The 14,082-nt window shown below is 34.1% G+C and carries 13 protein-coding genes; 7 read left to right on the plus strand and 6 right to left on the minus strand.

Annotation, left to right across the window (positions count from 1 at the left end; genetic code table 11):
- Positions 1 to 73: 73 nt before the first annotated feature.
- Positions 74 to 2,989: a glycoside hydrolase family 3 N-terminal domain-containing protein gene (locus CSW08_RS15355; RefSeq protein ID WP_106660782.1), complete on the plus strand. Its 2,916-nt coding sequence runs from the start codon at positions 74 to 76 to the stop codon at positions 2,987 to 2,989.
- A 91-nt stretch (positions 2,990 to 3,080) separates the two neighbouring features.
- Positions 3,081 to 4,217 (plus strand): N-acetyl-alpha-D-glucosaminyl L-malate synthase BshA, encoded by a 1,137-nt coding sequence (gene bshA / locus CSW08_RS15360; RefSeq protein WP_106660758.1) that lies wholly within the window; start codon positions 3,081 to 3,083, stop codon positions 4,215 to 4,217.
- Positions 4,218 to 4,269: 52 nt separating this feature from the next.
- On the opposite strand, the gene CSW08_RS15365 is transcribed toward bshA, so the two are convergent.
- From CSW08_RS15365 to CSW08_RS15375, 3 genes are all read right to left on the minus strand, one after another.
- Positions 4,270 to 4,767 (minus strand): VOC family protein, encoded by a 498-nt coding sequence (locus CSW08_RS15365; RefSeq protein ID WP_106660759.1) that lies wholly within the window; start codon positions 4,765 to 4,767, stop codon positions 4,270 to 4,272.
- Positions 4,768 to 4,853: 86 nt separating this feature from the next.
- A complete protein-coding gene (locus CSW08_RS15370) occupies positions 4,854 to 5,345 on the minus strand; it encodes an outer membrane beta-barrel protein (protein WP_106660760.1) in 492 nt (163 codons plus the stop codon).
- Between the two features lie 222 nt (positions 5,346 to 5,567).
- Positions 5,568 to 6,407 carry a UDP-2,3-diacylglucosamine diphosphatase gene (locus CSW08_RS15375; RefSeq protein ID WP_106660783.1) on the minus strand — a complete coding sequence of 280 codons (840 nt, stop codon included), beginning with the start codon at positions 6,405 to 6,407 and terminating at the stop codon, positions 5,568 to 5,570.
- A gap of 192 nt (positions 6,408 to 6,599) precedes the next feature.
- On the opposite strand from CSW08_RS15375, the gene aroC reads away from it, so the two are divergent.
- From aroC to CSW08_RS15390, 3 genes are all read left to right on the plus strand, one after another.
- Positions 6,600 to 7,661, plus strand: coding sequence for a chorismate synthase (gene aroC / locus CSW08_RS15380; protein WP_106660761.1), 1,062 nt, complete (start codon positions 6,600 to 6,602; stop codon positions 7,659 to 7,661).
- A 111-nt stretch (positions 7,662 to 7,772) separates the two neighbouring features.
- The gene (locus CSW08_RS15385) at positions 7,773 to 9,218 is read left to right on the plus strand and encodes a dicarboxylate/amino acid:cation symporter (protein WP_106660762.1); all 1,446 of its coding nucleotides are present in this window, start codon (positions 7,773 to 7,775) and stop codon (positions 9,216 to 9,218) included.
- A gap of 10 nt (positions 9,219 to 9,228) precedes the next feature.
- Positions 9,229 to 10,059, plus strand: coding sequence for a sulfurtransferase (locus CSW08_RS15390; RefSeq protein ID WP_106660784.1), 831 nt, complete (start codon positions 9,229 to 9,231; stop codon positions 10,057 to 10,059).
- 2 nt (positions 10,060 to 10,061) lie between these two features.
- Here the strand turns inward: CSW08_RS15390 and CSW08_RS15395 are convergent, their stop codons facing one another.
- Both CSW08_RS15395 and CSW08_RS15400 read right to left on the minus strand, forming a co-directional pair.
- A complete protein-coding gene (locus CSW08_RS15395; protein WP_106660763.1) occupies positions 10,062 to 10,481 on the minus strand; it encodes a thiol-disulfide oxidoreductase DCC family protein in 420 nt (139 codons plus the stop codon).
- A 17-nt stretch (positions 10,482 to 10,498) separates the two neighbouring features.
- Entirely contained in the window at positions 10,499 to 10,858 is a 360-nt protein-coding gene (locus tag CSW08_RS15400) for a hypothetical protein (protein ID WP_106660764.1), read from the minus strand.
- A 137-nt stretch (positions 10,859 to 10,995) separates the two neighbouring features.
- On the opposite strand from CSW08_RS15400, the gene CSW08_RS15405 reads away from it, so the two are divergent.
- The gene (locus CSW08_RS15405) at positions 10,996 to 11,982 is read left to right on the plus strand and encodes an aldo/keto reductase (protein WP_106660765.1); all 987 of its coding nucleotides are present in this window, start codon (positions 10,996 to 10,998) and stop codon (positions 11,980 to 11,982) included.
- Between the two features lie 69 nt (positions 11,983 to 12,051).
- Positions 12,052 to 12,636: a DUF6155 family protein gene (locus tag CSW08_RS15410; protein WP_238987286.1), complete on the plus strand. Its 585-nt coding sequence runs from the start codon at positions 12,052 to 12,054 to the stop codon at positions 12,634 to 12,636.
- 154 nt (positions 12,637 to 12,790) lie between these two features.
- Here CSW08_RS15410 and CSW08_RS15415 read toward each other — a convergent pair whose 3' ends face one another.
- The gene (locus CSW08_RS15415; protein WP_106660766.1) at positions 12,791 to 13,771 is read right to left on the minus strand and encodes an IS110 family RNA-guided transposase; all 981 of its coding nucleotides are present in this window, start codon (positions 13,769 to 13,771) and stop codon (positions 12,791 to 12,793) included.
- Positions 13,772 to 14,082: the final 311 nt, after the last annotated feature.

Below are 14,082 nucleotides of genomic sequence, written 5' to 3' on the forward strand. Positions count from 1 at the left end.
TTTTTAAAAGTCTTATTTTGGCATGGTTATTAGTATGTACTACTTACTATTAATGTGCTTAACAAATCCAACTATGCGTCAAATCTCTTTATATATATTTTTTCTTTTTATAACCTATTCTATATCAGCACAAAAAGTTGAAAACCCATTATTGGCAAATGATTTTATAGCACAACAAAAATGGGTTGATAGTGTATATGCATCTATGTCACTTCATGAAAAAGTGGGGCAGTTGTTCATGGTCCAAGTCATGTCCAATCAAGATGAGAAAATGAAGATCAAAATTATTGAATTGGTTCGTGATTATCATATAGGTGGCATTATTTATTCCTTAGGAGGCCCAGTAAGACAAGCCAAATTAAATAACGAATTACAATCCATTTCAAAATTACCCATGCTTATAGGTATGGATGCCGAATGGGGTTTAAGTATGCGTTTAGATTCCACCTATGCGTTTCCTTGGAATATGACTTTGGGCGCCATAAAAGACAACAAACTTATAGAGCAAACAGGTAGGCAAATTGGTGAGCATAGTAAGCGCATAGGCGTACACTTTAATTTTGCACCCGTGGTGGATATTAATACAAATCCGCTAAACCCAATTATTGGCAATCGCTCGTTTGGGGAAGATAAAGACAATGTAACCGAAAAAGCCTTGGCTTTTATGAAAGGGATGCAAAGTGCTGGTGTATTAGCCAATGCAAAGCATTTTCCGGGGCATGGGGATACCGACCAAGATTCACATAAAACATTGCCCACTATAACTTTTGATGAGAAACGTATTGATTCCATAGAACTATACCCGTATAAAAAACTTTTTAAAGAAGGGCTTTCTAGTGTCATGGTTGCACATTTAAGCGTGCCAAGTTTAGAGCCAAGAGAAGGCTATCCATCTTCTTTATCGGAACACATAGTCACAGATATATTAAAGAACGATTTGGGTTTTCAAGGACTTATTTTTACAGATGCGCTTACCATGAAAGGCGCTTCTAATTTCAATGAATCTGGTGAGATTGATTTAGCTGCATTTAAAGCGGGCAATGACGTCATGTTAATGTCTGAAAATGTCCCAATTGGTATTTCAAAACTTGTAGAGGCCTATAAGAATGGTGATTTTACAGAATCACGTTTAGAACATTCAGTTAAGAAAATATTACAAGCAAAATTTAAAGTAGGACTGAATCATTATGAGCCAGTTGGCTTACATAATTTAAACGAAGATCTAAACCGAATTAAAGATGATGTTCTTTACGAAGAACTTCTAGAAAACGCCATTACCATTGTTAAGAATGATACTGAATTATTGCCTTTTCGTCAGCTAGAAAACAAAACGATGGCTTATGTGAAATTGGGAGACGATGATGGTTCTGTTTTTTTTAATGAATTAAAAAAATATACAAAGATTCACGAAATTGAATCTACAACAATTGATAGTTTGCTTGGCAAATTAAGTGGTTATAACACTGTTATTGTCGGATTTCATAAATCGAATAGTACTCCTTGGAAAGATCATAAGTTTACGCCGGAAGAATTAGATTGGTTAAAACAAATCGCAAAATCGTATACGGTTGTTTTAGATATTTTTACTAAACCTTATGCGCTTTTGGATGTAGATTCCATAGAAAACATTAAAAGCATTGTAGTAAGTTATCAAAATAGCGTGATAGCCCAACAAAAATCTGCCCAACTCCTTTTTGGAGCCATTCCGTCAAAAGGGACTTTGCCAGTATCTATTGGAAGTTATTTTAAAGTAGGCGATGGCATAATCAATAATAGTATTAATCGCTTGAGTTATACCATTCCTGAACGGGTTGGTATGAGTTCTGAAAAACTAAAAAAAGTAGATTCTATTGCTCAAATGGCGGTTGATATGAAAATGACCCCAGGCATTCAGCTTCTAATTGCTAGAAAGGGAAAAGTGATTTACAATAAAAATTTTGGTAAACATACCTATGATGGCGATGAAAAAGTTGAATTTGATGATATTTACGATTTAGCCTCCTTAACAAAAATATTGGCAACATTACCTTTAGTCATGGAACTCGAAGAGCAGGGTCAAATTACATTAGATACAAAGCTTTCAGAAATTTTGCCTGAGTACAAAACCTCAAATAAAAATAATGTTACCATTAAAAGCATGCTGTCCCATTATGCTAGATTAAGACCATGGGAACCCTTTTATTATCATACGTTGGATTCCACTAAGAAACCAAGTCCTAAATACTACAGGGATACTTTAAGTAAGGAATTTAATATTGAAGTGGCAAAGAATTTATTCTTACGTAGTGATTATCAGGATTCTATACAAGAAATAATTAAAGATTCAGAGCTTTTGGATAGACTTCAATACCGTTATAGTGATTTTCCTTATTTTATTTTAAAGAAATATATTGAGAACTATTACGACAGAACATTAGAACAGTTAACACAAGACCATTTTTATCAATCTTTAGGAGCTAATTATACCATGTATAATCCGTATTATAAAATTAGCAATACAAATATTGTACCCACAGAAGAGGATAATTATTATAGATACCAAAGAGTACAAGGGTATGTGCATGATATGGGAGCAGCTATGCAAAATGGCATTGGTGGTCATGCAGGTGTTTTTAGTAATGCCAATGATGTTGCTAAAATTATGCAAATGTATTTGCAGAAAGGTTTTTATGGAGGCAAGCGCTATTTAAAACCAGAAACCATAGATAAGTTTAATACCACTTATTATATAGACAAGAAAAATAGACGTGGTGTAGGATTTGATAAGCCGCAGTTAAATGGTGAAGGTTCAACCTGTGGTTGCGTTTCCATGAGTAGTTTTGGACATTCAGGGTTTACGGGAACTTATGCTTGGGCGGATCCCGAAAAAGAAATCGTGTATGTGTTTTTAGCAAATAGAACCTATCCAGTAGAAGGTGATAATTTACTATTAAAGAAAAATATTAGAACCGATATACAAAGCTTTATTTATAAAGCTATAGAAGATTAAATAAAAAAAATGAAACATTCATAATTATAAGAATAAAATGATTAATTATGATGTTACATCTGAACATTAAAAAGCAAATAAGCATAAACAGATGAAAATAGGTATTGTATGTTATCCAACATTTGGAGGTAGTGGTGTAGTAGCTACTGAGCTTGGTTTAGAGCTTTCTAAACGCGGACACGAAATTCATTTTATTACCTATAACCAACCTGTAAGGCTAGAGTTATTGAGCAATAATGTGCACTACCATGAGGTAAATGTACCAGAATATCCGTTGTTTCATTATCAGCCTTACGAACTGGCTTTATCTAGCAAATTGGTAGATATGGTGAAACTTCATGGTATAGAATTATTACATGTACACTATGCCATTCCTCATGCCTACGCAGGTTATATGGCAAAGAAAATGCTGCAAGAAGAAGGCATTTATGTACCTATTGTTACTACATTACATGGCACAGATATTACGCTTGTTGGTAGCCACCCATTTTATAAACCAGCAGTAACGTTTAGTATCAACAAATCAGATGCCGTAACGACCGTGTCACAAAGTTTAAAAGATGATACACTAAGATTGTTCGATATAAAAAAGGACATTCACGTCGTACCAAATTTTATTGATTTAGATAAATACAATCACATGTTTACAGACTGTCAACGTGGTATGATGGCTATGGATAATGAAAAAATAATTACACATATTAGCAACCTTAGAAAAGTAAAGCGTGTTCAGGATGTCATCACTATTTTTTATAATATTCAAAAACAAATGCCCGCTAAATTAATGTTGGTAGGAGAGGGACCTGAAAAAGAAAAGGTAGAAAGACAATGTAAACAATTAGGTATTTTTGATAAGGTGATTTTCTTTGGAAAAAGTAACGAAATTGATAAGATTTTATGTTTTAGTGATTTATTCATATTACCATCAGAAACCGAAAGCTTTGGTTTGGCTGCATTAGAGGCTATGGCATCAAGTGTACCCGTAATTTCAACCAATACAGGAGGTCTGCCCGAAGTAAACGAGCAAGGTTTTTCTGGTTTTTTAAGCAATGTTGGTGATGTGGACGAAATGACAAAGAATGCATTATATATTTTAAGTGATGCCACAAGATTAAAAACGTTTAAAAATAATGCCAGAAAGCAAGCTTTAATCTTCGATTTACACAAAATTGTACCGAAATATGAATCTATTTATGAGGATACTTTAAAAAAGTGTTTGGCGTTATAGAACAAATTAAGAATGCTGCTTATTGTTTATGATTTTGATAAACAGTGTTTTTTTAATCATTTTCATTTAGCAAATCATTTAAATCTAATGGCTTTGTAAACATATCTATAGAGCCATCTGCTTTTCTGGGCCATGCTTCTTTAGGCCTATCCCAATAAAGCTCTACGCCATTTTTATCAGGATCATCTAAATACAACGCTTCAGAAACGCCATGATTTGCTGCGCCTGTTAATGGATAGTTATTATCCAAAAGCCTTTTAAATATGGTTGCTAGGTCCTTTCTTGTTGGATACAATATGGCAGTATGAAATAATCCAACAGATTGTTTTGGGGCAGGAGGTTGGTTTTTACTATGCCAAACATTTAAGCCAATGTGATGATGATAACCGCCAGCCGAAATAAAAACCGCATCAGGACCATATCTAGTAATGATTTCAAAACCTAGTAAACCACAATAAAAGTCTAATGCACGATTTAAGTCAGCCACTTTCAAATGTACGTGTCCTATTCTAGTGTTTTCTGGTATTTTGTATGTATTATAATTATCCATTCAATATGCTTTTCATCTTGTAAATCAAATATAAGCATAAAAAAAGCGCCTTGATGGGCGCTTTTAAAATATATAAGTTTTACTTATTAGAATTGATAACGAATACCTAAGGCAATATCAAAATCTAAATCATCATTATTATATGAATCATTTCCAAAACCTAATTCTGGTCTAAAATCCAATGAAAGCAATAATGGGATGTCAAAATTATATTCTATACCAATATCTCCAGCAAGGAAGAAAAAGGTGTCGCTGTATTCATTTCCATTTTGGTTATCAAAACTAAAAGAGCCTAATCCACCACCAGCACCAACATACCAATTAAAATTCCCTTCTAAAGGAAATACCCATTGGTACAAACCAGCAAGTTTGAAACCATCATAGTTTTTACCATCTCTCCAGCCTAGATCCAATTCCAATCGGTTATTGTCACCTAGTGCGTGTTGGTATGATATTTCTGCACCAAAGCCATCACTATCTCCTAATCTTAAACCAAGAGCATTTTTTGAAATTTCTTGCGCATTTGATGAAAATGCAAAACCTAATAGTGTAATGGAAAATAAAAGTAATTTCTTCATAATTTAAGTGTTTATGTTTTTGAGTATATACGTTTGAAATAATAAAAAAGATTTGATTTTATTATTCGTTATACCATTGCAAAAATAATGCTAAAATTCAATTTAAGCATTACAAATGTATATTATTATGCATGTTCACTACATTATGACTGTTTGACGATTTAATTAGCAAAAATACTAATGAGGCATTTTAAAAATGGAATAAATTAAATGGAATGGTATTTATAATCGTTTTTCTTGTTTAAAGATAGTGATGGCGGCTATTAAATCTTTTACTTGTAAATCGTTTACATCTTCATCAACAAAAAAAGGTGCTAGTTTATCTTTATTGTAATGGTAAAGTTTCCAACGTTTAAATTGGTATTCTAGAGCCGTAAAATGTTCTGTCCAATCACCAGAATTCAAATAAAGGGTATAGCCTTTTTTGGTTTCCTTTATTTCCATTTTTGGATGGTGTATGTGTCCACAAATTACATAATCATAACCGTTTTCTATGGCAAGGTTAGAGATTACTTTTTCAAACGTATTTATAGCCTTGGAAGAGTTTGTTGTGTTATCCTTTATATTTTTTGATTTGGAATATTTTTCCTTTCCTAGCCTTTCTAAAAGCAAATTATACCATCTATTTATGAATAAGAGAATGTTATATCCGTAACTTCCTAATTTGGCCACCCATTTTGTATTTTTAATAGAAATATCAAAAACATCACCATGGAAAAACCATGCTTGTTTGCCATCAAGCGTTAATACTTTTTTATCAACAATTGAAATATTGCCAATTGTTGTACCACTAAACTTTCTTAATAATTCATCGTGGTTGCCTGTTATGTATATAACCTCCACACCATTGGCGGCCATATCCATAATTTTTTTGATAACTTTAAGATGATGTTTAGGAAAATAATGCTCATTAAATTGCCAAACATCAATAATATCACCGTTTAGAATTAGCTTTTTAGGTTCAATATTATTTAAGTAATTGAATAGTTTTTTGGCATGGCATTCGTTGGTTCCCAAATGTACATCGGAAATAACGGCAATTTCTAATTTTCTTTTGATTATCAAGGTTAAGTTTTACGTCATTTACAAAGAACGCATTATAACATTACCTAATCTTTAATTTTAAATTAACTATTTATAAGTATATGGTTATGTAATTGTTATGACATCTTATTGGGGTTTAATTATTGGGCTTTTTGTAATTTCATTTTTCTATCTCTAATATTAGATTTACTTTAGCAAAAAAAATAATTTATGGCTGGAAATTCTTTTGGAAAACTGTTTAATCTTACCACATTTGGGGAGTCTCATGGTGTTGCTTTGGGAGGTGTTATTGATGGATGTCCATCTGGATTAGATATTGATATTGATGCCATACAAAATGACCTTAACAGAAGAAAACCGGGACAATCTGAAATTGTTACCCAACGTAAAGAACCAGATACGGTGAAGTTTTTATCAGGAATTTTTGGGGGCAAAACAACAGGAACGCCCATTGGTTTTATTATTGAAAACGCCAACCAGAAATCCAATGATTATTCGCATATAAAAGATGTGTATCGTCCAAGTCATGCCGATTACACTTATGATAAAAAATATGGCGTGCGCGATTATCGTGGTGGCGGACGTAGTTCTGCGCGTGAAACCGTTTGCAGAGTGGTAGCAGGCGCTATTGCTAAACAACTTTTAAAAGATGTTAAAATTTACGCTTATGTATCATCTGTAGGCGATATTGTTCTAAACAAACCGATTAACGAATTGGATTTTACCCTTACGGAATCAAACATTGTACGTTGTCCAGATACTGAAACAGCCGACAAAATGATTGAACGGATTAAGGAAATCCGTAAAGAAGGTGATACCATTGGGGGTACTGTGGGATGTGTTATTAAAAATGTCCCTGTTGGTTTAGGCGAACCTGTTTTTGACAAATTGCATGCAGAGCTAGGGAAAGCCATGTTATCCATAAATGCCGTAAAAGGATTTGAATATGGCAGTGGTTTTGAAGGTTCTAAAATGAAAGGTAGCGAGCACAACGATATTTTTAATGCCGATGGTACAACCAAAACAAATCTGTCAGGTGGTATTCAAGGAGGCATTAGTAATGGTATGGATATTTATTTTAATGTCGCTTTTAAGCCAGTCGCCACCATCATGCAAAGCCAAGAAACCATAGATAACCAAGGCAATGTCGTAGATATGCATGGTAAAGGTCGTCATGACCCTTGTGTAGTTCCTAGAGCGGTACCGATTGTAGAAGCTATGGCAGCTTTGGTATTGGCCGATTTTTATTTAATCAATAAGCTCTATCATTAGTCGCTCGTTCCTGCTTTTTTACATAAGCGGTAAACTACATAATTAAGATTACGTTTTTCAGTATTTATTAATATCTTAGTCAGCATACTTCAAACGTCAAGACTTTAGGATATGAAAAAACTAGCGCTACATTGGAAAATATTAATAGGAATGACCCTTGGGATTATTTGGGCATTGCTATCCAGTTCTTTAGGGTGGAGCGCTTTTACCATAAATTGGATAGACCCATTTGGCACTATTTTTATTAACCTTTTAAAATTAATTGCCGTTCCGTTAGTGTTATTTTCTATTATTGGTGGTGTTGCTAATATTGGTGATCCTGCTAGTTTAGGACGCATGGGTGGAAAAACCTTGCTTATTTATCTTTTAACGACCGTTATGGCTATTTCTTTAGGATTGCTATTGGTTAATGTCATAAAACCAGGGAAACTTATAGATGAAGACAGTAGAATTGATAATAGAATAAATTACGAAATTTGGGCAGCTTCTGAAGGACACGAGGTTAAGGATGGTATCAATTATTTACAAGATCCAAATTTAAAGGATAGAGTTCAAGAAATTTCTAAACTATCAAACGCACAACTTAGCGAAGCTTCGGTTTCGGATAAGATTGAAAATGTAAAAAATCAGGAACAAGTGTCACCGTTACAACCTTTGGTTGATATTGTACCGGAGAACTTTGTCGCTGCTTTATCCAACAATGGACTGATGCTCCAAATCATATTTTTCGCTTTGTTTTTTGGAGTTTGCTTACTTTTTATTGATAACGAAAAATCACAACCTGTTTTAAATATTGTGGATGGCATTAATGAGGTATTCTTAAAAATGGTCGATTTGGTGATGCAAGCAGCACCATTTTTTGTATTTGCATTGCTGGCAGGCGTGGTTAGTAAAATGGCAGGAAATGATATAGGGAAAGTTATAGAGATTTTTAAAGGATTAAGCTGGTATTCCTTGACCGTTTTAATTGGGTTACTGCTCATGATTTTTGTAGTATATCCCGGAATTTTAAAGCTATTCGTAAAAAAAATACCGTATTTGGGCTTTTTTAAAGCCATGGGACCGGCACAAACCTTAGCCTTTTCAACTTCAAGTAGTGCCGCAACACTTCCTGTAACTATGGAATGTGTGGAACAGAATTTGGGTGTGGATAAAAAAGTCAGCAGTTTTGTATTGCCTATTGGTGCCACCGTAAATATGGATGGTACGAGCTTATATCAAGCAGTAGCTGTTATTTTTCTGGCGCAATTGCACATGATAGATTTAACATTTGGTCAGCAATTAACCATTGTAATTACCACGACCTTGGCATCTATTGGATCTGCAGCTGTTCCTAGTGCTGGATTAGTAATGCTGATTGTTGTTTTAAATTCCGTAGGGTTAAATCCGGCATGGATAGCCATTATTTTTCCAGTGGACAGAATTTTAGATATGTTCAGAACAGTTGTTAATGTAACCGGAGATTCTGTTGTGTGTTCCATTATTGCTGATGGCGAAAATATGCTTCATTTTGAAGATATAAAAGACCCATCAAAAACCTTTGATTTGGATTCTTAAAAGTAATGTCATGTCGAAACTATTAATTAAACACCCTACCGTTTCAGTTGAATGGCTTTTTAATCATTTAAATAATGATAATTTGGTCATTTTGGATGGTTCTATTAAAAAAGTCGTTAATCCATCTTTAGGTGCTTCAGAAGTCCAAATACCAAGCACACGCTTTTTTGATTTAAAAGACGTTTTTAGTAATGTATCTGCACCATTTCCAACTACGTTTCCATCCGAAGAACAATTCACAAAAGAAGCACAAAAATTGGGAATACATACGGATAGTGCAATTGTAGTTTATGATGATAAAGGTATTTATTCAAGTGCGAGAGTTTGGTGGCTTTTTAAGGCTATGGGTCATGACAATGTAGCGGTTTTAGATGGTGGCCTGCCTGAATGGATTAAAAGTGGTTATAAAACAGAAATAAAAGCAAAAACTACCATAAAAAAAGGAAATTTTGTGGCAAAGTACAAATCTGGATTGATGACGTTTTTTGATGAGGTAAAAGAAGCCTCCGAAAAAAAATCACATCTCATAATTGATGCACGATCTGAAGCCAGATTTAAATGTTTGGAACCAGAACCAAGAGCTGGATTACGAATGGGAACCATACCAAATTCCATGAACTTACCTTATGAGGATTTGCTAAATGAAAACAAATTGATACCAGAACAAGCCATTGAATCTAAATTTCACAAAGTGGCGAATAAAGAAGATAAACTTATTTTTTCGTGTGGTTCAGGTATTACGGCCTGCGTTTTAGCTTTAGGGGCTTCAATTTCAGGATATGAAAATATCTCGGTTTACGATGGTTCGTGGACAGAATGGGGAAGCTTGGTCAACGATTAGTCCTATCCCAAAAACTTACTTTTTAATTTTGGGGTTGGTATCATGCATGATTCTTTTTTGCCGTACCATTTATATCTGTTTTTGGCAATATAATCATACACCCAATTTCTGATAAAAGCGGGTATTATAAGAAACACACTCATTACATTAATTGGAAATCCTAAATGACTCGCTATTTTTAAAGCGGCCGTAGATTTGTAATCGATGCCTTTTTTTGGCGTATAAAGTAAAATGGAATCTGTTTTATTCGTATCAATATGATAAGCTTTAATAATGTATTTCCCGATTTCGCTTTGCAATGCCGCAAAAAGAAACATGTTTTTTCTATCATGCTTTATTATATATTGCACCGAAGCGTTACAAAGGTTGCAAACGCCATCAAAGAGAATTAGTTTTTTGTTATTTGGGAGATTCAATTCCATACCTTAAAGATACAAGGCTATTCAATAGGAACAAACGATACACGCTTGTTTCTTCGGTTTCCGACAAATAAATTAATGGTGACTGTTGCTGTTAAGCCGCCTAAAGAGGTCGCTATCATTTCGCCTGTATCGAATTTATTATTTTCTTGGGTACCATCATAAGCTTCTTTGGCAAAGCCAGCAAGGGTTGATGTTCCTAAACTATACCAAAAAGCCTTCTTCTTATTTTTAGTAATGCTGTAAACCATGGCATAAGTGGTAGCTGAAATTAAAGCCCCAGTGCCAAAATGCAATTTGTCATCTCCCGAAATAAATTGCGCATTACAGATTTTAGTGCTGGCAAAGAATATTAATAAAAGTACCATTAATGGTTTCATAGTTTATATATTTAGCTCTGATTAAGAAGTTAAATCTATAATTTTTAATTTTGAAAGCTTTATAATTTCGTTTTTATAAGCTTTTTGTACGATTAAAAGTTGTAAACTATTATTAATAAACATTTTGAAATTATTATATGAAAATTAGAAAATTAGGAACGAACGGTTTTAATGTTAGTGAAGTGGGTTTAGGTTGTTGGCAATTAGGAGGCAATTGGGGTATTGATATCTCTAAAGACGCCGCTTTTAATATTTTAAATGAAGCCGTTAAAAATAACATCACGTTTTTTGATACGGCTGATGTTTACGGCGACGGAAAAAGTGAAACCTTAATAGGCGAATTTTTAAAAACCTGTGACACCCCAATACGTGTCGCTACTAAATTTGGTAGGGCAGGAAATGCGTATCCAAACAACTACACAAAAGATGTGTTGAGGCAAACGGTTGAAGGCTCTTTGGAGCGTTTGGGTGTTGACTCTTTAGACTTATTACAACTGCATTGCATACCACCACAATACTTAAAGGACGGTGCTGTTTTTAACTGGCTTCGCGATTTACAAAAGGAAGGACTCATTAAACATTTTGGCGCGAGTGTTGAAACCGTAGAAGAAGGTCTTGTTTGTATGGAACAAGAAGGATTACTGTCATTACAAGTCATCTTTAATATTTTTAGACAGAAGTTGGTAACTGAATTATTTCCGCAAGCAGAAGCAAAAGGCGTTGGTATTATAGTGCGATTGCCATTGGCAAGTGGCTTATTATCAGGTAAGTTTGATAATAAAACAACGTTTGCAGAAGATGATCATCGAAACTTTAATAGAAACGGAGAGGCTTTTAATGTTGGTGAAACCTTTGCAGGCTTGCCATTTGAAAAAGGATTGGAGTTGGTAGAGCTTATCAAAAATAATGTATTGCCAAACAACCTAACCATGGTTCAACTCGCTTTGCGTTGGATATTAGACCATAAAGCGGTTAGTAGCATCATTCCTGGAGCGAGTTCACCAAAACAAGTCATTTCTAATGCCCAAGTATCCCATTTACAAGGGTTGTCCCCAGAAGTGCATGCTGCTTTGATAGAGTTGTATAAAACACAGATACATAATCATATTCGTGGAGGGTATTGATAGTTTAACACCAAAGTTTGTTTGATTAATTTTTTATGATAAAATGAATAAAATATAAAAGGACAAAACATGTTAAAAACTTCTGCTTATCCTGCCACATTGGTTGGATTAGCAGATGAAAGTTCCGGATATAATCAAGTTAGCCACAAGCTAAAAAAAACCGACATAGAGCTAAATATGGCACTTAGAGAATTGAAAAAGGAGTTGAACCAAATGACCAAAACTGAAATCATTAAACTGATTTTGGAGATGTATAAAAAAATTCCTGACGCAAAAAACTACTTGAACATATTCACAACGGGCGACATAGAACAGCTGACAGAAAAATATAAAAAAGAAATCGAGAAATATATTTATCCAAATGGGAGAAATTTGGATTTACGTGAAACAGAAGCTCGAAAAATAATTCGCACAGTTAGCAAAATGAATATCACGGAACTTAATGTTGAATTGGAATTACATTATGTAAGCTGTTGTCTAGAAATTATTGAAGATTTTGGATATTGGGATGAAAATTATTATATAGCATTAGAGAAAATGTTTGACAACGCAATAAATGGAATTTCGGAACTTGGAATGGAAGATAAATATAACGAGAAAATAATGTTTTTATCCTCAAAAGCAAGTGAATACGGAATAGAATTAGAGTATTAACAAAAAAAGCCTATGGTAAACACCATGTATAAAAAATGCTAGTTTTAGCTAACATAAAGGTTGTTGCGTGTTTGCTGGCTTCCGATTTTCCTTCGGATAATCCTCGCCTCAAACACGCAACTATCCAAGAACTGTGTTAAAAAACAAGTAATTATTAATTTAAATTCACTAAAACACTTCTATAGTTCTGATCATATATCAACCCTGATTTTGCTAAGGCAAATGCTTGTTTTAAAAGCTTATTACAGACAGCTATCAATGCTACTTTTTTACTCTTTCCTTTTGCTACAATTCTATTAAAGATGTCTCGACATGCCTTATTATGTTTCTTGGCAGAGAGACTGCACATGAACAATGTTTTTCTTAATCGTCTATTTCCCATTTTACTTATCCTTGGTCTAGACCTTATACTGCTACCTGACTGTCTTATCATAGGGGTCAGACCTGCAAAAGAGCAAAGCTCTGAAGCTTTGTTGAAGCGTTCAAAACCTCCTGTCAGAACAATCAATAACATACCTGACCTTCTCCCTATTCCAGGAATACTCTCCACCCGTGTAAGTAGATCTTGATTGTCTTGTTTTACCAACTCCAGTAATGAACCTTCTAGTTTATCTATCTCGTTTTTCAAGTATTTCAAACTCCTTTTTAGTGACCTTACCACATTGCCACAGGGAGAACCCATGGACTCTTCTGTCTGTAACTTGTTTTTAAGTGCTGTCGCTTGTTTTGTATATAAGTTGGTCAGGCCTATGATTTGAGAACAAGCTATTTGAGTGCCACTCTGGCCTTTCCACAGACGAAGTTCAGCCCCAGAGCTTACGGCATATTCATAGATCATATGTGAGTCTCTTTTGTCTGTTTTTATTTTTGTCAATCGCATCTGGATAAAGCGTTTTATGGACAAAGGATTCTCAACACTTACAGCGACTCCTTTTTCATATAAATAATAGGATAGGCGTAAGTGATAAACTCCCGTAGATTCCATCACGCAATGAGAAGACTTGTTGGTTAATCTCAAAAACTTTTTAAAACCGGATAGGTCATTTTTAAACTGATAATGCTTACTATCTGATCCCGTAACATCGAAGACATCTTTACTTATGTCTATTCCGAAATAATTTGTATTTTCACTCATCTGTATGAAGTTTACGAAAAAAGTGGTCTACTAGCTTTTCTGCATCTTAAAAACGAGATCTAAAGTCTCACAGAACTGTTCGAAATAATAGTAGCAAAGAGAGGGGATTGTCATGGAAAACGAGATCGCAGTCTCAATACACGAAATAACCTTAATCCTCTCTTTTTGTTCTTTCTGATTTGATACTTAATTTATAACTTTATATTTGATAAGGCTAACTTAAGATACACATACACCTTACCACATATTTTGAGAAAACGAGTCAGATTTGGAATTTTTACCAATTTTTGGTAAATTTGATAAAATTTAAA

It is taken from the genome of Confluentibacter flavum (assembly GCF_002843175.1).
GTDB classification, from domain to species: domain Bacteria; phylum Bacteroidota; class Bacteroidia; order Flavobacteriales; family Flavobacteriaceae; genus Confluentibacter; species Confluentibacter flavum.